The organism is Nocardiopsis valliformis DSM 45023, assembly GCF_000340985.1.
Classification (GTDB): domain Bacteria; phylum Actinomycetota; class Actinomycetes; order Streptosporangiales; family Streptosporangiaceae; genus Nocardiopsis; species Nocardiopsis exhalans.
This window is the reverse complement of sequence record NZ_ANAZ01000009.1, coordinates 40639-60357: the sequence shown is the minus strand read 5'-3', so window position 1 is coordinate 60357 and position 19719 is coordinate 40639. Positions and strand designations below refer to the sequence as shown.

Sequence of the window (19719 nt, the reverse complement as noted above, 5' to 3'; positions counted from 1 at the left end):
GGGATTGAGGGTTCGGGGGCTAGGGGCTAGGTCTCCAGCATCTCGGTGACCAGGGCGGCGATGGGCGAGCGCTCCGAGCGGGTCAGGGTCACGTGCGAGAACAGCGGGTGGCCCTTGAGCTTCTCGATCACCGCGACGACCCCGTCGTGGCGGCCCACCCGCAGGTTGTCGCGCTGGGCGATGTCGTGGGTGAGCACCACCCGCGAGTTCTCGCCCAGCCGGGACAGCACCGTGAGCAGCACGTTGCGCTCCAGCGACTGGGCCTCGTCCACGATCACGAAGGCATCGTGCAGCGAACGGCCGCGGATGTGCGTGAGCGGCAGGACCTCCAGCATCCCCCGGTCCACGATCTCCTCGATGACGTCCTCGCTGGTCACCGCGGACAGGGTGTCGTGCACCGCCTGGCCCCAGGGCGTCATCTTGTCGTTCTCGGTGCCCGGCAGGTAGCCCAGTTCCTGGCCGCCCACCGCGTAAAGCGGACGGAAGACCATCACCTTGCGGTGCTGGCCGCGCTCCAGGACGGCCTCCAGCCCGGCGCACAGCGCCAGCGCCGACTTGCCGGTACCCGCACGACCGCCCAGGGACACGATGCCGACGTCGGGGTCGGTGAGCAGGTCGAGCGCGATCCGCTGCTCGGCGCTGCGCCCCTTCAGACCGAACACGTCCCGGTCCCCGCGCACCACCTTCACCGACTTGTCGGCCTGCACCCGCCCCAGCGCCTTGCCCTGCTCGGAGACGAGCACCAGACCGGTGTGGCAGGGCAGGTCCCTGGCCTCCTCGATCTGGCTCTCCCCTGCGGAGAACAGTTCGCTGATGTTGTGGGCGGGCACGTCCAGCTCCGCCATCCCGGTCCACCCGTGTTCGATGGCGAGCTCGGCCCGGTACTCGTCGGCCGGCAGACCGATCGAGGAGGCCTTGATCCGCATCGGCAGATCCTTGCTCACCAGGACCACGGAATCCTCCGCCGCGCACTCCACCTGGAGGTTGCGGGCGACCGTCAGGATCCGGGTGTCGTTGTCACCGAGCCGGAACCCCGCCGGCAGGATCGCCGGATCGCTGTGGTTGAGCTCGACCCGGAGCGTGCCGCCGTGGTCGTTCACCGGAACGGCGACGTCCAGACGGCCGTGGGCGACCCGCAGGTCGTCAAGTCGGCGCAACGCGTTGCGTGCGAAGTACCCGAGTTCCGGGTGGTGACGCTTGCTCTCCAGCTCGGTGATCACCACCACGGGGATGACGACCTCGTGCTCGGCGAACCGGGCCATGGCCATCGGGTCGGCGAGCAGGACGCTGGTGTCGAGCACGTAGACGCGCGTGCCCTCTCCTACCTCCGTTTGGGGGCCGGTGGGGGGCTGGGTGTCACGGCGATCGGTCGAGGAACTAGCCACTCGTTCTCCCCTTGGGCACCACGAGGGCACCCTGCTGTCACGGGATCATGGAGGACCGGGACCAGGCCCACGAGGGCCGGGTCCGGCCCTCCTCTTCGATATCCCGCAAGAGCGGAGAAGATCAACGAGACGGGGCCTCCCGAACGGATGGACGAACGCCATCCGCTGTCTACGACGTTACGCGCCCGAGAGCCCGTTTTCCAGATCCCGAACCCACCACCTGGTGAACTCCGCGTTACGAACTCGCCGTCGACAGACACGGCGCGCCCCGCGGAACGGGGGTGAGAAAGGGAGTGGGAGCGGGGGTCAGGAGCCGAAGCGCCGGTTGCGCGCACCGTAGGCACGGAGTGCACGCAGGAAGTCCACTCTGCGGAAGGCAGGCCAGAAGACCTCGCAGAAGTAAAACTCCGAGTGCACACTCTGCCACAGCATGAAACCCGAGAGACGCTGCTCGCCAGAGGTGCGGATGAGCAGGTCGGGATCGGGTTGTCCGCGCGTGTAGAGATGCCGAGCGATGTCCTCGATGTCCAGGCGCTCTGCCAGCTCCTGGATTCCGGTGCCCTTGGCCGCCTCCTCATGCAGGAGGGACCGAACCGCATCAGCGATCTCACGTCTACCTCCATACCCGACGGCGACGTTGACAACCAGACCCGGGTTGCCGGATGTGGCCTCTTCCGCCTCTTTCAGGGCACGGGCGGTGGAATCAGGCAGGACGTCAAGCGCGCCGACGGGCCGGGTGTTCCAGCCCTCCTCACGCAGCCGGGCGATGGTCTCCTCGATGATGCGCACCAGCGGGCCGAGTTCGGCCTCGTCACGGGTGAGGTTGTCCGTGGACAGCATCCACAGGGTGACGACCTGCACACCGATCTCGTTGCACCAGCCAAGCACCTCGAAGATCTTGTTCGCCCCGGCCTGGTGGCCTTGCTCAGCGCCCGGGAGACCACTGCTCTTGGCCCAGCGCCGGTTGCCGTCCATGGCCACACCGACGTGCCTGGGAATCTCCTGGCTGGTCAGGCCACGTTCGAGACGTCGCTCGTACAGCCAGTACAGGGGGTCACGGAGCCCCATTGGCGAAACCTCTCAGAGCTGGATCAAAAGACGGCGCACTCCGGTAACGGATGTGCCGACGGGGATACCTCCAGAGTAGTTCGCCCGGGGACGTCACGTCACGGCAAGGGATTTGCGCACGTGCTTACGTCCCTGGTGAATACGGGACTTCACTGTTCCCAGGGCCAGGTTCAGCTCGGCGGCGATCTCGTTGTAGTCCATCTGGCACAGGTCCCGGAGGACGAGCGGGGCCACCAGGTTGGGGCGGTCCTTCTCCAGCTGTTCGATCGCCTCCAGCAGGTCGATCCGCGAACCCGCGATGACGCTGGTGGTGCGCGGGTCCCGCTGGTGCGGCATCCGCTCGGCCTCGGTGGGGAACTCGGCGGAACGGCGCTTCATGGAGCGGTAGGTCTGCCGCGCGGAGTTGGACACCACGGTGTAAAGCCACGTGGTGAAGAGGGAGTCGCCCTTGAAGCTGTCGATCTTGCGCGCCACCCGCAGGAGAGCGTCCTGGCAGGCTTCCTCGGCATCCTGCCGGTAGGGCAGGAACCGGGCGCAGCGGCGCAGCACCTCGGGCTGGATCCGGCGGAGCAGGTCGTCCAGGGCCACGGCGTCACCGTGTTTGGCCCGACGGGCGAGGTCCTCCAGCTCCTCGTCCACGTTGCTGGCCACCCGACGCCGGGGGGCGGGGGTCGCCTCGTTCTCCGAGTTGTCACTGCTGCTCATGGCTGATCTCTTCCTGGCTTGCGACAGACGTCCGGCCGCTCGCACGAACGCGTACGTGCACCCTTATGCGAGGGTCACACGTCAATTGGACGCCTATGGGCCCCGCTCGGCTCCGGCCTCTCGAATCCTCACATTCTCCGCCCCACCATTCACATGGCGCACAGAACCCGAAGGGGCTCCTCCAGTTTCCATGCCCCGAAGGCATCGAGACTACCCGGGGAGGGGATCATATCCACGGAAGTCAACGTGAAGGCGCAGATGGTGTATTAGTGGGCAACGAACGCGTATTCACCCCCAACAGACCGAGGCGGAAATGAGCCAACCGGAGGCCTTCGGACGTTACCGTGTCATCCGGCGCCTGGGTTCCGGTTCCTTCGCCACCGTCTGGTTGGCTCAGGACGATCTGCTGAACTACCCGGTGGCCATCAAGGTACTAGCCGAGAACTGGGCGCACCAGATGGACATCCAGCACCGGTTCCTGGAGGAGGCGCGCATCCTGCGCCAGACCGACTCCACGTGGCTGGTCGCGGTCCACGACGTCGACGTGCTGCCCGACGGCCGCCCCTACATGGTGATGACCTACGCCGACCAGGGCAGCGTCGCCGACCTCATCCACAGAGGTCAGCTACCCTTAGACGAGGCGCTGCGACTGCTCACGGAGATCGGCCAGGGCATCACCGTGCTGCACGGCCACGGCACGATCCACCGGGACATCAAACCGTCCAACGTACTGCTCCAGTCCTCCCCTGTAGGCCAGCGCGTGCTGGTCGCCGACCTCGGTTTCGCGAAGGCGATCGACGAGGCCTCCGGCTTCACCGCGGCAGCCGGAACCCCCGGGTACATGTCCCCCGAGCAGAGCATCCCCGGCGGTGACCTGGACGTTCGCTCCGATGTGTACTCGCTCGGTGCGGTCGCCTACGAGCTCATCACCGGACGGCCGCCCTCCCGCCCGCCGGCAAAAGTCGCCCCTGGCCGGATTCGGCCAGGTTTGCCCCCGGCACTTGACGAACTGATCCTGTCCGCGCTGTCCGTGGACCGGGAGAGCCGCCCGGCCGACGCCAAGACCTTCACCGACCGGGTCAGGGCGATCCGTATGGCGCCCCACCTCCCCGAGGCCGCCCCCTGGTGGCAGCGCTACCGGATGCCCTGGCAGCGGGCGGGCGTCCTCACCGCGGCCTGCGTGCTCATGGCCACCGGGGTGAGCGCCTCCCTCGGCGCACCCGGCATGTCCCTGACCAGCGTCCGCAACGCCACCCAGGAGATACGGGTGGATGTGCCCTCGGTGTGGGCCCGCGAGTTCCACACCGACCACGAGGCCCGCGAGTCCGTCGCCGAGGCCGGAGCCGCCCCCGGGCTGCTCGCGGCCACCGACACCGACGAATGGCACTCCACCGACGTCCCGGCCTACGGGGTGTACGCCACGGTGGTGCCGGGCGCCCCCGGCCTGAGCAGCGTCGCCGACACCCAGCCCTGCGAGGGGCAGCCGGAGGAACGCGCCATCAGCAACGACGGCTGGGAGGGCACGGCCTGGGAGTGGCGCGAGTGCCACGACAACGGGGCCTTCACCTCTGTGGCCGTACACCCGCCGGGCACCCCCAAGACCGTCTACCTGGAGATCCGCCAGCCCGACTACCGCCCGGACGTGGTCGACGAGATCATCGACCGCATAGAGCTCACGTAGCCCTTGGTCTCAGTCCGCGGCCAGCTGGGCTCTGAGGTCCTCGGGGGTGGTGACGGGGAGCTTACAGACGAAGCCCTCGCAGACGTAGGCCGTGGGCTTCCCCTCCACCTGAGTGCGTTGTTCCAGCAGAGGCACTCCCCCGCTTTCGGTGCCGTCGCCGCGGGACAGGACGGTGCCCAGAGGTGCCCAGCGCAGGACCGTACGGACCAGCTCCTCGGTCTCCGGGGCGCCCGGCTCGCCCACTACGGCGACGGCGCGCGGGCCGGTGAGCAGCGCCTCTCCGGTGGCCAGGCCCCAGCCGGCGAAGCGGGGCGCCTTCTCGGCCAGCAGCGGAACCACGGACAAGGCGCCCTCGGCGGCGTTGCGGTGGCGTTCGCTGCCGGTCAGCGCCGCGTAGGACAGCAGCGCGGAGGCGGCGGCGAAGCGGCCCGAGGGAGTGGCGTTGTCCGTGGGGTCCTGGGGACGGCTGAAGAGCTTCTCGGCGTCGTCGGCGGTGTCGTAGAACCCGCCCTCGCCATCGCCAAAGTGTTCCAGGACGGTGTCCAACAGCCCGCCGGCCTCACGTACGTAGCGGGCCTCACCGGTGACCCCGTGCAGGGCGATCAGCCCCTCGGCGAGGTTGGCGTAGTCCTCCAGCACACCTGCGCTGGGGCCGGGGCGGCCGTCCCTGGAGGTGCGCACCAGGCGCCCGTACCGCAGGTGGGTGCCCAGGACCAGGTCCGCGGTCTCCCGCGCCGCCCGGATCCACGCGGGCCGCTCCAGCAGCGCGCCCGCCTCGGCCAGTGCGGCGATCGCCAGGCCGTTCCAGGAGGCCACCACCTTGTCGTCGCGGGCGGGCGGGATACGGTCCTCGCGTGCGGCGAGCAGAGCGGCGCGCACGCGGTCGTAGCGTTCGGGGTCGTCGGGGTCCTCGCGGAGCTGGAGCACGGAGGAGCCGCGCTCGAAGGTGCCCTGCCCGGTCACCCCGAACAGGCTCGCGGCCCAGGCGCCGTCCTCCTCGCCCAGGACCTCGGTCAGCTGGGCGGGGGTCCACACGTAGTAGGTGCCCTCCTCGCCCTCGCTGTCGGCGTCCAGTGCCGAGGCGAACCCGCCCTCGGGTGTGCGCAGGTCGCGCAGTATCCAGTCCGCGGTCTCCTGGGCCACCCGCAGCAGCAGGGCCCGCTCGCCGGCCTCGGCCGGGTCCGTCCCCACCGGCCGCCGGGCCAGGCGAGTGTAGGCGCGCAGCAGCAGGGCGTTGTCGTAGAGCATCTTCTCGAAGTGCGGGATCACCCAGCCGCTGTCCACCGAGTAGCGGGCGAAGCCTCCGCCGATCTGGTCGTACATGCCGCCCCGGGCCATGGCCACGGCGGTGCCGCCCGCCATCAGGGCGGCGGGAGTGGCCTCGTCCGCGCTCTGGAACGGGAAGGTCCGCTCGTGCTGCGCGATGAGGAAGGACAGTAGCATCGACGGCGGGAACTTGGGCTCGTCGCCGTAACCGCCGTTGACGGCGTCGTAGTCGCGGATCAGCGCTTGCACGGCCAGGTCCAGGTCGGCGGCGGTGGGCGGCAGGGAGGTGGCCAGCCTACGCGGGGCGCCGAGCGCCTCCACCACGCGTTTTCCCTGGTCGAGGAGGTCGGCGCGCTTGTCCCGCCACGCGGCGGCCACTCCTTCGCACAGGCGCTGGAAGTGGTCGCGCGGGAAGTAGGTTCCGCAGTAGAACGGGGCGCCGTCGGGGGTGGCGAACACGGTCATCGGCCAGCCGCCCTGGCCGGTCATGGCCTGGGTGGCCTCCATGTACACGGCGTCGACGTCGGGGCGCTCCTCCCGATCGACCTTGATGTTGACGAACAGGGCGTTCATCCGACTCGCGGTCGCCATGTCCTCGAAGGACTCGTGGGCCATCACGTGGCACCAGTGGCAGGCCGCATAGCCCACGGAGATCAGGACGGGGACGTCGCGGCGGCGGGCTTCGGCGAAGGCCTCCTCACCCCAGGGCCACCACTCCACGGGGTTGTCGGCGTGCTGCAACAGATAGGGGCTAGTCGCGTCGCTCAGGCGATTGGGCATGGTTCCACTGTGCCACTTCGCGAACGGTCCCGTTCAGTTGTCCACAGACCGGAATCGGGACGCCGGCCGGAGTGCCGTGGCGGCTTCGCGGGCGACGTCGGCTTCCGGTTACTTGCGGGTGCGGGAGCGGGTGCGGGTGACGTCCACCGGGTCGAAGCACTCCCAGGCCTCGGCGATGGCCAGTGTGGGTTCGAGCCCGGCGGCGATGTGTGCGCGGTAGAGCTCGGCGGCGCCCTCGCTGTTGCGGACCTGGAGCAGCTCGTACAGCCGGACGTGCTCCTCGCGCTGCTCACGGGTGTCGCGGTGCTTGGTGAGGTGGAAGAGCCACTGCACGCGGGAGTTGAGCGGGGCCATCATCTGCTGGAGCAGGGGGTTGCCGCAGGCCGCGAGTACCGCGCGGTGAAAGCCCGCGTTGGCGGCGGCGGTCGCGGAGTCGTCACCGGCGGCGAGCGCGCGGGCTGCGTCGTCGAGGAGTTCACGCATCAGGCGCAGGTCGGCGTCGGTGCGCCGGGTGGCGGCCAGGCGGGCGGCCAGTGTCTCCAGCTCCTCGCGGACCTCGAACAGGCGCACGACGTCCTCGCGCGACCAGCTGGCCACCATGGCACCCTGCCGCGGGACCAAGACGATGAGGCCCTCGGCCTCCAGCAGCCGCAGCGCCTCGCGCAGGGGCACCCGGGAGACACCGAGCTCGGCGGCCGCGTCCCGCTCGGTGATGCGGTGCCCGGGGGGCAGCTCCAGGTCCATGATGCGTGACTTGAGCTGCTCGTAGGCCCGTTCGGTCAGGGACGGGGCGGTCGGGGCAGGGGAGGACTCGGGCGCCATGTCCCCATGGTAGGCCCAGAAACGGGACCGATGAGGGGTACTGCCCGGGCCGGAAAAGCGGACCGGGGCGGACCAAATCCGCGCCCGTGGAACCGCCCCCGCGGGTGCTGGGCGGGGGCGGGCCCGGGTCAGGCCTTGGTGGAGGTGTCCTCGGCGGAGGACCCGCCGGCGGCGGCCTCCGACCCGGAAGCCTTCTCCTGGCCGCTCTCCTCCGTCGCCTCGGTGCTCTCGGTGCTCTCGGTGCTCTCGGTGGCCTCCTGCTCGGCGGCCTCCTGCTCGTCGGCACGCGCCGAGACACCGCGCAGCTTGCCCAACATGTTGCGCATCAGGAAGTACAGGCACACGCCGATCGCGAAGATGGCGAGGAAGCCCATGACACCGGGCGTGACGGTGTCCTTGTCCAACGAGAAGCCGTCGGCCAGCACCGTTGCGGACGTGAGAAGGGTGTTCATACCGCTCATACTCTCATTGCCTCGCGGACACCCGCGAAGAGGTCCTTCTCCGGGACCTCGGTGTCCACGAGCGAACGGACCAGGTGGTAGTCCTCGGTCGGCCAGGCCTGGCCCACGACGTCGTTGGGGACGGCGAACCAGAAGCCGTTCGGGTCGATCTGGGTGGCGTGGGCCTTGAGCGCCGCGTTCGCGGTGTCGAAGTACTCACTGCAGTGCACGCGGGTGGTGATCTCCCAGCGCGGCCGGTCGCGCTCCTTGATGCGCTCCATCCACTCCGCGAAGGGGTTGTCCAGGCCGCGCTCCTCGAGGATCTCGGCCAGCGCCTCGAAGCGCTCGGGCGGGAACGAGACGAAGTAGTACAGCTTGAGGGGCTGCCAGGGGTCACCGGTACCCGGGTAGGCGTCGGGTTCGGCGGCGGCGTCGAAGGCGTGCATCGACACCTTGTGGGTCATGATGTGGTCGGGGTGGGGGTACCCGCCGTTCTCGTCATAGGTGAGGATCACGTGCGGACGAAACCGGCGGATCGCCGCCACCAGCGGTTCGGCCGCCTCCTCGACGGGAAGGGTCGCGAAGCAGCCCTCCGGCAGCGGGGGCAGCGGGTCGCCCTCAGGCAGACCGGAGTCGACGAAACCGGCGAACTCCTGCTCGACCCCGAGGATCTCGCGGGCGCGGTTCATCTCCTCACGGCGGACCTCCGCGATGTTCTCGCGGATCTCCGGACGTTCCATCGCGGGGTTGAGGATGTCGCCGCGTTCGCCACCCGTCATGGTGACGACCAGCACTTCCGCACCCTCCTCCACGTAGCGCGCCATGGTGGCGGCACCCTTGCTGGACTCGTCATCGGGATGGGCATGAACGGCCATAAGACGCAGGCGCTCGGACAACGGAGGCTTCTCCTTGGCTCGGTCGACGGCCACTGAACGCGGCTGTCCGACGCCACCCCGGGTCACGGCGTGGACGACTCACGTGCGGGCCGCGTAGGGGGGCTGTCAGGTCGGGGATATCTTAGACAACACCGTCCCCTTGCTCGGAGATTCCCAATGTCAGCGACCCCGGAAGATGATGCCGTGAACAGTGCCGACACCGCGCCAGCGCTACGCAAGCGCCACGGCAACGGGCCCGTCTTCTTCGTCGTCGCCACGATCTTCGCAGTGGCCGTCAGCGTCGGCTGGGGCTTCTCGGTGATGAGTTACACCGGCCTCAGCGGCGGCGTGTACCACCAGGTGATCACGGTCTCCGCACCCTCAGAGAGCGAAGCGCGCATCTCCTTCGAGGTGAACAGCAAGAACGGGGCCGAGTGCCTCCTGCGCGCCCTCGACAACCAGATGGTCGAAGTGGGCGAGGTCCGGGTCGAAGTGGAGGGCGGGAACCGAATGGTCAATCAGACCGTTGAAACGGTTCGTCAGGCTTCCACGGTAGAAGTGGCCTCATGCAGGGAACAAGGTTCGCAAGACTGATCCACCGAACCTTCCCCTGTCGGACACAGGTACCAAGGCGGAACCCCCGGGAACGCAGCCACCGATGCGTGATCGCGCACAGTGATATTCTCGTAAGTTCAGCTCTGGCCGCCTGGTGGCCATTGCTACTAGTACACAAGGAGTTCCCGTGACCCAGACCCGCGATGACAACGTCACCTGGCTCACCCAGGAGGCGTATGACCGGCTCAAGGGAGAGCTGGACCACCTGTCGGGGACCGGGCGCATCGAGATCGCGGAGAAGATCGAGTCCGCCCGGGAAGAGGGCGACCTCAAGGAGAACGGCGGCTACCACGCCGCCAAGGAGGAACAGGGCAAGATGGAGGCCCGTATCCTCCAGCTCACCGAGATCCTGCGCACGGCGCGGGTCGGCGAAGCGCCCCGCACCGAGGGCGTGGTCGGCCCCGGCATGACCGTCACCGTCAAGTTCGACGGCGACGAGGAGGAGGTCACCTTCCTGCTCGCCTCCCGTGAGGAGAGCGGCTCCCCGATCGACGTGTACTCCCCCAAGTCCCCGCTCGGTGCCGCCATCAACGGCAAGCGCGTGGGTGAGACCGTCAGCTACAACCTGCCCAATGGCAAGAGCCTCGGCGTCGAGATCATCGAGGCGGTTCCGTACAGCGGTTTCTGACGCACCGGCGTTCGGGCTAACCAGGTGTGAAGTTACGACAGGGGCGGCTCCGGCCGCCCCTCGTCGTTGTACCCGAAAGGTTGTGGAGTGCCCTGGGCCCCGGGAGTCGGCTCCGCTGGGTAATCTGCTCTCGAACCAGCTCCCGCACTTGGTGACCTTCTCGACTCTAGGAACTGGCGGCCGTATGTCCTCGCCCTACTGGAACCCCCAGCACCCCAACCAGGGCGGCCAGCCACCGCAAGCCGGTGGTTGGTCCTATGGCGGGCCGCACCCGGGCGGTCCCGTTCCGCCGCACGGCCCGGTCGGACCGATGGACCAGGGCCCGGAACTGCGTCCGGCCGGGTTCGGCCGTCGGCTCACGGCCCGCATCATCGACTACATACTGGCGTTCATCACGGCGACGGCGTTCTTCGTCATCATGATCATCGTGGTCACGGCGCTGACCGGAAACTCGGAGTTCACCGACGCCGAGGGCGACCTCTGGACCTTCCTGCTCTTCTTCGGCTGGGGCCTGCTGCTGTTCTTCTACGACTGGCTCTACCTGGTCACCTGGGGCCGCACCATCGGCAAGATGATGCTCGGCATCAAGGTGGTCAACGCCGAGGACGGCGGCAAGCTCGGCCAGGGCCAGGTGATCGGCCGGTCCGCCGTCTTCTGTCTGCCGCAGTCCGTGCCCGGCCTGGGCCACCTGTTCTCGGCCGTGGAGTCCATGACCATGCTTGGTGACGACCGTGAACGAACCCTGCACGACCGGGTGGCCGGGACCCTCGTGATCCGCACCCGCGCCTGAACCCGGCTCTCGGGCCAACTACTCGACGACACATTCCGGGGCCTCGGAACCGCCGGTGGTGAAGGCCGCCGGGACGTAGTGGCCGTCACCGACGCGGTACCAGACGTCGGTGGTCCCGGAGGGGCCGCTTGCCTGGTCACCCGTGGTCTTGCAGGCCACGTCCACGTTGGCCTTGTGCGCGGCCAGCCCCACGGTGTCGTACTCGGTCCCCGGCCCCTCCCGCACGATCACCGGGTCGCTCTGGCTGGCGGTGACGATCTCGGCACGGGCCCGGTACTCGGCGGTCCACAGGTAGTCCACCTGTACCCACCCGTTGGTGGGCAGCTGGAGGCCCTGGTTGAAGGCGCCGTCGGCGAGGTCGATGCCCGCGGGGTTCTGCACCCGGCGCCCGAAGCCGTCCAGGCCGCTGTTGTGGCTCTCGGTATAGGCGGCCTGGGCCTGGGGACGGCCGCGGTCCAGGTCGCGCCAGGACTCGCGGTCCTCGTTCCAGTGGTCGTCGGTGATGTTCCAGGGGCCCACGTCCCACACCGGCAGGTACGCGCAGCGCGGGACGTGGTTCTCGGTGTCACCGCTGGCAGCGGGGCCCAGGGCGCCGGTACTGCACACCCGGACGGTGTACTCGCCGCCACCGCGGTTAGACAGCCCCCGGCGGGAGGGCAGGGCGACGAAGTGGTCATCGGGGCGGACCTTGTGGCCGTTGGCGGTGGTGTTGCCGACCAGCCCGATACGGGTGGCGAAGAGGCGGGCGGAGAAGGGCTGCGGGACGTCGTCCCCGGTGACCTCCTCGGAAACTTCCCCGGAAGCCTCCTCGAGCTCCTCCTCCGGATCCGGCGCTCCCCCGGGACCCTCGATCGGGCGGACCCGGACTTCGGTGACCGCGGTCGGCTCCTCCGCGCTCCCGTCCGCACCCTCGTTCCCCGGGCCGACCTCGACCCTGAGCCGCACCTCGACCCTGAGCTGGACCTCGGTGACCGTCTCGGGCAGGGTCACCCGGCCGCCGCCCGGAGAGGTCGGGTACCACTCGGTCCACATGCCGTCGGCGCGCACCCCGCGGGCCTCCGTGAGGACGTCCTCCTCGTCCCCGGTGACGCGCACGTCGACGTCGATGGTGTCGGTGGATCCCTCCAGGGCTTGCTCGGGGAAGGTCGCCAGGCCCGTGCGGCGCTCGGCTGTGTCCAGGCGCGGGGAGGCGCCGAGACCAACCGGCTCCGCGCCGTCCAGGCGCAGCTCCCCGGACTCCAGGGACAGTCCGATCCGGTCGGCGGAGGCCAGGTCCTGCTCCAGCCAGGCGGACTCGGCCAGGGCCGCGGTGGGGGTCGCCAGCGGGGCCAGCAGGGCGAACGCCCCGAGAGCCGCGAGGGACGTGGTGGTGCGCCGGTTGTCGGCCATCGTTCCTTCTCTCACCAATCACGCAAAGTGATAAATGCCTTCACTCTTAGTAATCACCCTAATGTGGGCACACTCAAGGAGCTTGTGCCGGGTGTTGGTGATCCGACGGTAAAAGTCCGACTTGGGCGAGTAGTGACGAAGGTGATCCGGACGAAGGTGAATCAGGGGGCGAAGGCCAGCAGGCAGGCGGTGAACCCGTGCACGTGGTTGACCCCGGCGACCGGGCCGATCTCCCCCGCCGCGAAGAAACCCGCCACCGGGCCGACGCCGAGGATCCGGCGGACCGCGAGGACGTCGTGGTCGGCCTGGGCGAACAGCGTCTCGCCACGGCCGTTGCAGGAGAACAGCAGCCCCGCGCCCACCGCGTGTTCGGCGCCGAACTCCGACAGTCTGCGGGCCAGGTCCTCGTCGGCGGTACCGGCGTCGCGGACCTGGAAGCGGACCGTCTGGCCCACCTCCACCATCTCGCCGATGGTGAGCGCGCCCAGGTCCGGGTCCGCGCCGCTGAGCGTCCGGATCAGGAAGTCGCCCTGCTCGTGGTGGTCGGCATACTCGTCCATCGCGATACCGATGTGCAGCCCGCGCGCGGCCAGCTCGCGGTCCTCGTCGGAGAGCTCCTCCACCAGAGTCTCCAGCCGCTCGTAGGCGTTGATCCCGGCCAGCTCCAGCACGAGGTTGCCCTCGGCCTTGGTGACGGTCATGCTCGGCCCGACCGGACGGCAGCCCTGGCTCACCACCGTGCCCAGCACCCCGTCACCACCGATCAGCACCCCGATGGCCCCGTTCTCGGCCACCTCGCCCTCGCAGAACAGCCGCACCGAATCCTCACCGCGCATACCGTCGGCCATGCCCCCGACCAGCGGCAGCCCGTCCAGGGCCGCGGTGGTCTCGCGGACGAACGCCTGGGTGGGGAACTCGTAGGGGTTGGTGAACAGGATCCCGGCCCGGTCGCGCGGGGTGGGCTCGCGCATACCCACCACGGCCAACTGGTCGCCCTCGATCACGGTGTCCAGTCGGAAGGGGGTCAGCTCGACCCCGGGCAGGCGGGCGCTCCAGACGCTGACCGCGCCCTGGCCCTCCACCCCCCGGCCGCCACCGACCACCCCGGTGGCGCTGCACCCCAGGGTGAGCGCGTCACCGGACAGCTCCATGACCCGTTTCCCGGCGAGGGTGACCTCCTCCGGGTCCGCCCCGCTGACGAAGAAGCAGACCAGGTCGGCCGGGCCGTCCATCTGCTCCAGGGCTTGCAGAACCGCGCGCTCGGCCGCGTTCACGAGGTCGGCCCCCGTCGTCAGAGCATCGCCGAACCTAGCCACCAGCCGCCACCCCCGTCTTCACCGGCCGCCGTGGCCGGGCCTGGGAACCTTGCCGTCCCATTCTTCCATCCGGACTCCAAACAGGGGCTTTCCTCCAGCTGGCCCCTCAAACGCCCCGGGGCCTACACTCCCTCACGTGACCCATGCCGCACACGCCCCCGGCGGGCTCCCGCACACACGCGCCGCGCTGCGCGACTCCGGCCACGTCCACCGCTCCACGGCCGCCGAAGTGCGGGAGAACCTGCTGGCCCGGATGGCCTCCGGGCAGCCCCGCTTCCCCGGGGTGCACGGGTTCGACGACACCGTCCTGCCCCAGCTGGAGCGCGCCCTGCTGGCCGGGCACGACGTGGTCCTGCTGGGCGAGCGCGGACAGGGCAAGACCCGGTTGATCCGCACGGTCGCCGGGCTGCTCGACGCTTGGTCGCCAGCGGTCGCGGGCTGCCCGGTCAACGACCACCCCTACTCCCCGGTCTGCCCCTCGTGTGTGCGGCGGTCGGCAGAAGAGGGCGACGAGCTGCCGGTGACCTGGCGGCACCGCGACGAGCGCTACGGCGAGAAGCTCGCCACCCCCGACACCGGTACGGCCGAACTGATCGGTGACGTGGACCCGGCGAGACTGGCCGAGGGGCGCTCCCTCGGCGACCCGGAGACGGTCCACTTCGGCCTGCTGCCGCGCGCCAACCGGGGCGTGTTCTGCGTGAACGAGCTCCCCGACCTGCCCGCGCGCGCCCAGGTGGCCCTGTTCAACGTGCTGGAGGAGCGCGACCTCCAGGTGCGCGGGTACACCCTGCGCCTCCCCCTGGACCTGCTGCTGGTGGCCAGCGCCAACCCCGAGGACTACACGAGCCGGGGCCGCATCGTCACCCCGCTCAAGGACCGGTTCGGCGCCCAGGTGCGCACCCACTACCCGCCTGACCTGGAGCACGAGCTCGCCCTGATCCGGCAGGAAGCGGACCTGCCCGAGGGCACGACCGTCCCCTCGCACCTGGTGGAGACGGTCGCCCGTTTCACCCGGCTGGTGCGCGCCTCCAACCGGGTGGACCAGCGTTCGGGGGTGTCCGTGCGCTTCTCCGTGGCCGCCGCCGAGACCGTGGCCGCCTCGGCGCTGCGCCGGGCGGCGATCGTCGGCGAGGACGTCCCGGTGGCGCGGGTCTGCGACCTGGCCGGGGTGGCCGAACCACTCCTGGGCAAGGTCGAGTTCGAGACCGGCGCGGAGGGGCGCGAGGCGTCGATCCTGGAGACCCTGCTGCGCCGGGCGGTGGCCGAGACCTTCCGGGCCCGGCTGGGCGAGGCCGACCTGGAACCGCTCAGCGACCGCTTCTCGGGCGGGGGCACGGTGGAGACCGGAGACCTGGTGAGCTCCGCCGAACTGCTGCGCCGGGTGGGCGCGGTGCCCGGGTTGGCGGGGTTGATCAAGCGTGCGGCGCCCGAGGAGGCGGACGGACCGCCCTCTCCTGGACTGGCCGCGGCGGTGGTGGAGTTCGCGCTGGAAGGGCTGTACCTGGAACGGCGGCTGTCCAAGGACACCGCGCCCGACGGGGGTGTCTACCGCTTCTGATGAGGTTCCGGTACCGGGCGTACATGGGTGGCCCCGACCCGCTGGCCGACCCCGATCCGCCTCCAGAGGAGGCGGTGCGGGCCGCTGTGGAACTGCTGGAGTTGATCGCCAGGGAGACGGAGGAACCGGGTGGTGCTCTGGCTGCGACTGAGGCGGCCCTGCGGCGCTACGCGGACGGAGAGCGCGGTGCTCTGGACGAGGTGGACGCCAGAGCGCTCCAGGCGGCTCTGGGCAGCGCCGGGTACGGCCCGCTGGACCGGTTGGACTCGGCCGACCACGGGCTGAGCCCACGCGAACTGCGCAGACTGGGCGAGGTGGCGCTGACCGAGATCGAGGCCGCGCGCCGGGCGGCGCCCGGCGGGCACCGGGGCGGTGACGGGGCGGGCGACGAACCCACCGGCGCCGCGGTGCCGCACGACGGGTTCGACCGCCCCCTGAACGCGGTGGCGACGCTGCGCGAGGCGATGCTGCGGCGAGCTGCTGGTCTCGCACCCGGGGAGGCCCTGCGCGCGGAGGACGTGCGCTACACCGAGACCGAACCGGCCGGGGCCGCCGCGGTGTGCCTGCTGGTGGACCTGTCCCACTCGATGGTCGCCCGCGGGCTGCACGAGGCGGCCACCCGCACCGCGCTGGCCCTGCACACCCTGGTGCGCACCCGGCACCCCGAGGACCGGCTTCTGATCATCGGTTTCGGTGACCGCGCCCGCGAGATGACCCCGGCGGAGTTGGCCGAACACGACTGGCGGCGAACCCCCGGCACCAACCTCCAGCACGCGCTTCACCTGGCCCGGCGGTACCTGCGCCGTCACCGGGCGCTGCGGCCAGTGGTCCTGGCGGTCACCGACGGCGAACCCACCGCGCACCTGGGCGAGGACGGCGACGCCCGGTTCTCCTGGCCGCCCGCCCCGCGCACGGTGGAGGTCACCGCGGCCGAACTCGACGCCGCTCTGGGCGAGGGCGCCGAGGTCACGTTCTTCCTGCTCGCCGACGATCCGCGGCTGCGGGAGTTCCAGGGGCTCCTCGAACGCCGCCGAGGCGTGCGCGTGATGCACGCGGACGCCGAGGCACTGGGCCCGCTGGTCGTCGACAGGTATGTGAAACAGCGCTGACTGAGGTAGCGCGCTGACCCCGGCGACGCTGATGGAAACGGAAACAGCGAGGACCGTGCCACCGCAGCCGCAACCACACCGGTCATGCGGGTGTCGACCACGGCCTCCGCCGAGCAGATTTCAGCGGTGATCTTGCTACCAGTAGCAAGTTCGGCGCCGAACTTGCTACTGGTAGCAAGATCACCGCGGGAGGGGCTCGGCGTCGGGGAAGTGGAGGCGGACCAGGGTGCCGCCGTCGGGCGGGGCCTCGACAGTGAGCGCGGCGCCGTGTGCGTCGGCGACCTGGCGAACAATGGCCAGGCCCAGCCCCGAACCCGGGGTGCCGCGGGCGGCGGAGGACCGGTAGAAGCGGTCGAAGACGTGCGGGAGATCCTCGGCGGCGATCCCGGGCCCGTGGTCACGCACGGTCAGCTCACTGCCGAACAGGCTGACCTGGACCGTTCCGTCCGCCGGGCTGAACTTGGCGGCGTTGTCCACGAGGTTGGCCACGGCACGGGTCAGCCGCTCCGGATCGCCCTGGACGACGGTGGCCTCCGCGTGCAGGTCGAATCCGGTCTCCGGTCGGTCGCGGCGCACGGAAACCACGCAGTGCTCCACCACCTCGTCCAGGCGCACCGCCTCGTCGCGGTGCTCCCCGCGGTCGCCGCGGGCGAGTTCGATCAGATCGTTGACCAGCCTGGTCATCGCCACCGTCTGGGACCGCAGGGTGGCCACCACGCGGGCGCGGCGCTCGGGGTCGAGGTCGCGGCCGAGCAGGTCGGTGTTGGCGCGCAACCCGGTCAGTGGGGTGCGGAGTTCGTGTGAGGCGTCGGCGACCAGCTGGCGCTGCGCGGCGGAGGACTCCTCCAGCTCGGCGAGCATGGTGTTGAAGGCGGCGGCGAGGCGGGAGAGCTCGTCGTGGCCGGAAACCTCGATGCGGTGGCCGGGGTCGCGGGTGGCCGCGACGGTCTCGGCGGTCCGGGTCAGCCGTTCCACAGGGCGCAGCACGGTGCGGGCGCTCAGGTAGCCGAGGAACCCGGCGAGGAGCACGCCGAGCCCGCCGGCGGCGGCGATGCGCCAACCGACCCGGGTGACGGAGGCCTGGACGGTGTCGGCGCGTGCGGACACCTGCACGGCGCGGCCCTCGCCAAGGGGCGCTGTGTAGCCGCGGACCGGTAGGTCGCCGATGGCGGCGTCGGAGAAGTAGGGGGCGGCCTCGCCCGCCGCGACGTCGAAGGCCGCGGCGGAGACCGGCGGGGTGAGCTCGCCCGGTGGCGGGTCGACGATCTGGCCGGGGCCGATGATCTGCACGCAGCTGGGCGCGGTGACGTACACGCACTCCCCCGACCCGACCCAGTCCGCGCGGTCGATCTGCCGGGACACGCGGTTGGCCTCCCGGAGCAGGCTCAGATCCAGTTCCGCGTAGAGCTGGTGGCGGACGATCCCGTAGGACACGGCGGCGCCGACCACCGAGAGCGTGGCCACGACCAGGGCAGTCACTACCGCCAGGCGGACTCTCAGGCTCAGGTGGGCGCGGGGTTCTGGTTGGGGCTGCTGCGGTTCTGACTGCTGTGGTTCACACACCGGGGCTCTCCCCACGTTCCTCCAGCACGTAGCCCACGCCGCGCACGGTGTGCACCAGTCGGGCCTCTCCCCCGGCCTCCAGCTTGCGCCGCAGGTAGCCGATGTAGACGTCCAGGGAGTTGGAACCCGGCCCGAAGTCGTAGCCCCACACGTGGTCGACGAGCACGGCGCGGGGGACGACCCGGCCCGCGTTGCGCACGAGCGCTTCGAGCAGTGCGGACTCGGTGCGGGTGAGTTCGAGGGGGCGCTCACCCAGCCGGGCGCGGCCGCCCTCGGTCTCGACGGTGAGCGGACCGTGGCCGAGGGTTCCGCCGTCGTCGGGGTAGGCGCGGCGCAGCAAGGCACGCAGCCGGGCCAGAAGCTCGTCGAGGTCGAAGGGTTTGACCAGGTAATCGTCGGCGCCCGCGTCCAGCCCGGCGACCCGGTCGCCGACGGAGTCCCTCGCGGTGAGGACCAGCACGGGGGTGCGGTCGCCGCGTTCGCGGAGCCTGCGGCACAGGGTGAGTCCGTCCACGAACGGCATCATGACGTCCAGCACAATCACGTCCGGCGGCCAGCGGCGCACCGCCTCCAGCCCGGTACCACCGTCGGTGGCGGCCATCACCTGATAACCCTCGATCTCCAGGGCTTCGGTGACCGCCTCACGCACGGCGGGTTCGTCCTCGACGACCAGTACTCGTTTCACGGTCCCCGAACCTAATCGAGAAACGTGTGTGTGAGCTGGTGACCGGCCGTTTTCTCAGGCAACTCTCAGGTTGGCCGTCTTGAGTCGCTGTCATGACCGAAAGAGAACTGAGTGAACAGACCCGACCGCGGGCCCTGCCCCGGGTCCTGGCCGTCCTCGCGGTCGGCTCGCTGCTGGCGGCAGTGGCGACCGTGGCGTGGGCGCTCGGGGTACTGCCCGGCGGGTCGAAGGGGACCACCGTCCTGGTGATGGGCAGCGACTCCCGGGAGGGTGACAACGCCGCCCACGCACCCGGGGACGACGACTCCGAGCGCGCCGACAGCATCGTGCTAGTTCACCTGGCCGAGGACGGCGGGGCGACCGTGGTCAGCCTGCCCCGGGACACGGTGGTGGAGCGTCCGGAGTGCACGGGGGCCGACGGCGGGAGCGTCCACGGATCGGACGAGCAGCCGTTGAACCAGGCGTTCGCCATCGGCGGCGCGGAGTGCGCGGTCGCCGCCGTGGAGCAGACCACGGGGGTGCCGGTGGACCACCACGCGGTGTTGGACTTCGTGGCGATGGCCGAGCTCAGCACGCTCGTGGGCGGGGTGGAGGTCACCGTGCCGGAGGGGATCGAACCGGGGTTCGCCAACGGCCTGGAGCCGGGGCGGCAGGTGCTGGCGGGCGACGACGCGGTCGCGTTCCTGCGGCTGCGCCACGTGGGCGAGGACCAGAGCGACCTGCGGCGGATCGAGCGGCAGCAGGAGTTCCTGCGCGGGCTGGTGGCGGCGGCCGGTCAGGGCGGGCTGCTGTCCGACCCAGCGCGGGCGGTGGAGCTGGCGTCGGAGTTCACCGAGCGGATCGAGACGGACCCGGGGCTGGCCAACCCGATGACGCTGAGTCGGCTGCTGAACGAGCACCGGGGGGTGGCGGGGGACGACGTAGAGATCCTGACCGCGCCGGTGGTGGATTCGGAGGTCAACCCGCTGGCCTGGGTGGAGTTCTCACCGGACGCGAAGAGGCTGTGGCGACGGCTGGGGGCCTGAGGCGGGGAGGTGCGGGGGC

At 70.4% G+C, this 19719-nt stretch carries 18 protein-coding genes; 7 read left to right on the top strand and 11 right to left on the bottom strand.

Features of this window, described 5'->3' with window-relative positions:
• Positions 1–26: 26 nt before the first annotated feature.
• The 3 genes from D457_RS0110290 to D457_RS0110280 all read right to left on the bottom strand — a co-directional run bounded on the left by D457_RS0110290 (position 27) and on the right by D457_RS0110280 (position 3158).
• Positions 27–1385 carry a PhoH family protein gene (locus tag D457_RS0110290; protein ID WP_039831161.1) on the bottom strand — a complete coding sequence of 453 codons (1359 nt, stop codon included), beginning with the start codon at positions 1383–1385 and terminating at the stop codon, positions 27–29.
• A gap of 306 nt (positions 1386–1691) precedes the next feature.
• The gene (locus D457_RS0110285; RefSeq protein ID WP_017580582.1) at positions 1692–2453 is read right to left on the bottom strand and encodes an isoprenyl transferase; all 762 of its coding nucleotides are present in this window, start codon (positions 2451–2453) and stop codon (positions 1692–1694) included.
• 93 nt (positions 2454–2546) lie between these two features.
• Positions 2547–3158, bottom strand: a complete 612-nt coding sequence (locus D457_RS0110280) for an RNA polymerase sigma factor (RefSeq protein ID WP_017580581.1) — start codon at positions 3156–3158, stop codon at positions 2547–2549.
• A gap of 313 nt (positions 3159–3471) precedes the next feature.
• On the opposite strand from D457_RS0110280, the gene D457_RS0110275 reads away from it, so the two are divergent.
• Complete coding sequence (locus D457_RS0110275) at positions 3472–4839, top strand: serine/threonine-protein kinase (RefSeq protein WP_017580580.1); 1368 nt, start codon at positions 3472–3474, stop codon at positions 4837–4839.
• 9 nt (positions 4840–4848) lie between these two features.
• On the opposite strand, the gene D457_RS0110270 is transcribed toward D457_RS0110275, so the two are convergent.
• From D457_RS0110270 to mca, 4 genes are all read right to left on the bottom strand, one after another.
• Entirely contained in the window at positions 4849–6885 is a 2037-nt protein-coding gene (locus D457_RS0110270) for a thioredoxin domain-containing protein (RefSeq protein ID WP_026116516.1), read from the bottom strand.
• Positions 6886–6993: 108 nt separating this feature from the next.
• Positions 6994–7707 (bottom strand): GntR family transcriptional regulator, encoded by a 714-nt coding sequence (locus tag D457_RS0110265; RefSeq protein WP_017580578.1) that lies wholly within the window; start codon positions 7705–7707, stop codon positions 6994–6996.
• A gap of 128 nt (positions 7708–7835) precedes the next feature.
• A complete protein-coding gene (locus D457_RS0110260) occupies positions 7836–8159 on the bottom strand; it encodes a hypothetical protein (RefSeq protein ID WP_017580577.1) in 324 nt (107 codons plus the stop codon).
• 5 nt (positions 8160–8164) lie between these two features.
• On the bottom strand, positions 8165–9043 hold the full coding sequence (gene mca / locus D457_RS0110255) for a mycothiol conjugate amidase Mca (RefSeq protein WP_026116514.1): 879 nt from the start codon (positions 9041–9043) through the stop codon (positions 8165–8167).
• 156 nt (positions 9044–9199) lie between these two features.
• Between mca and D457_RS0110250 the strand changes: the two genes are divergently transcribed.
• The 3 genes from D457_RS0110250 (at position 9200) to D457_RS32290 (ending at position 11055) form a co-directional block, all read left to right on the top strand.
• The gene (locus D457_RS0110250; protein ID WP_026116513.1) at positions 9200–9616 is read left to right on the top strand and encodes a DUF4307 domain-containing protein; all 417 of its coding nucleotides are present in this window, start codon (positions 9200–9202) and stop codon (positions 9614–9616) included.
• A 148-nt stretch (positions 9617–9764) separates the two neighbouring features.
• Positions 9765–10265, top strand: a complete 501-nt coding sequence (greA, locus tag D457_RS0110245) for a transcription elongation factor GreA (RefSeq protein WP_017580574.1) — start codon at positions 9765–9767, stop codon at positions 10263–10265.
• A gap of 184 nt (positions 10266–10449) precedes the next feature.
• Positions 10450–11055, top strand: coding sequence for an RDD family protein (locus D457_RS32290; protein WP_039831159.1), 606 nt, complete (start codon positions 10450–10452; stop codon positions 11053–11055).
• Positions 11056–11073: 18 nt separating this feature from the next.
• Here the strand turns inward: D457_RS32290 and D457_RS0110235 are convergent, their stop codons facing one another.
• Both D457_RS0110235 and D457_RS0110230 read right to left on the bottom strand, forming a co-directional pair.
• Positions 11074–12444, bottom strand: a complete 1371-nt coding sequence (locus tag D457_RS0110235) for an SH3 domain-containing protein (RefSeq protein WP_017580572.1) — start codon at positions 12442–12444, stop codon at positions 11074–11076.
• A 161-nt stretch (positions 12445–12605) separates the two neighbouring features.
• Positions 12606–13760, bottom strand: coding sequence for an FIST signal transduction protein (locus tag D457_RS0110230; protein ID WP_039831157.1), 1155 nt, complete (start codon positions 13758–13760; stop codon positions 12606–12608).
• A 136-nt stretch (positions 13761–13896) separates the two neighbouring features.
• On the opposite strand from D457_RS0110230, the gene D457_RS0110225 reads away from it, so the two are divergent.
• Together D457_RS0110225 and D457_RS0110220 are read left to right on the top strand one after the other, a co-directional pair.
• Entirely contained in the window at positions 13897–15318 is a 1422-nt protein-coding gene (locus D457_RS0110225; protein ID WP_017580570.1) for a sigma 54-interacting transcriptional regulator, read from the top strand.
• The gene (locus D457_RS0110220; RefSeq protein ID WP_017580569.1) at positions 15318–16427 is read left to right on the top strand and encodes a VWA domain-containing protein; all 1110 of its coding nucleotides are present in this window, start codon (positions 15318–15320) and stop codon (positions 16425–16427) included. Before D457_RS0110225 ends, D457_RS0110220 begins: the two co-directional genes overlap by 1 nt.
• A 180-nt stretch (positions 16428–16607) precedes the next feature.
• Here D457_RS0110220 and D457_RS0110215 read toward each other — a convergent pair whose 3' ends face one another.
• Together D457_RS0110215 and D457_RS0110210 are read right to left on the bottom strand one after the other, a co-directional pair.
• Entirely contained in the window at positions 16608–17906 is a 1299-nt protein-coding gene (locus D457_RS0110215; protein ID WP_017580568.1) for a sensor histidine kinase, read from the bottom strand.
• 76 nt (positions 17907–17982) lie between these two features.
• A complete protein-coding gene (locus tag D457_RS0110210) occupies positions 17983–18675 on the bottom strand; it encodes a response regulator transcription factor (RefSeq protein ID WP_017580567.1) in 693 nt (230 codons plus the stop codon).
• A gap of 92 nt (positions 18676–18767) precedes the next feature.
• On the opposite strand from D457_RS0110210, the gene D457_RS32285 reads away from it, so the two are divergent.
• Positions 18768–19700, top strand: coding sequence for an LCP family protein (locus tag D457_RS32285; RefSeq protein ID WP_017580566.1), 933 nt, complete (start codon positions 18768–18770; stop codon positions 19698–19700).
• Positions 19701–19719 lie beyond the last annotated feature (19 nt).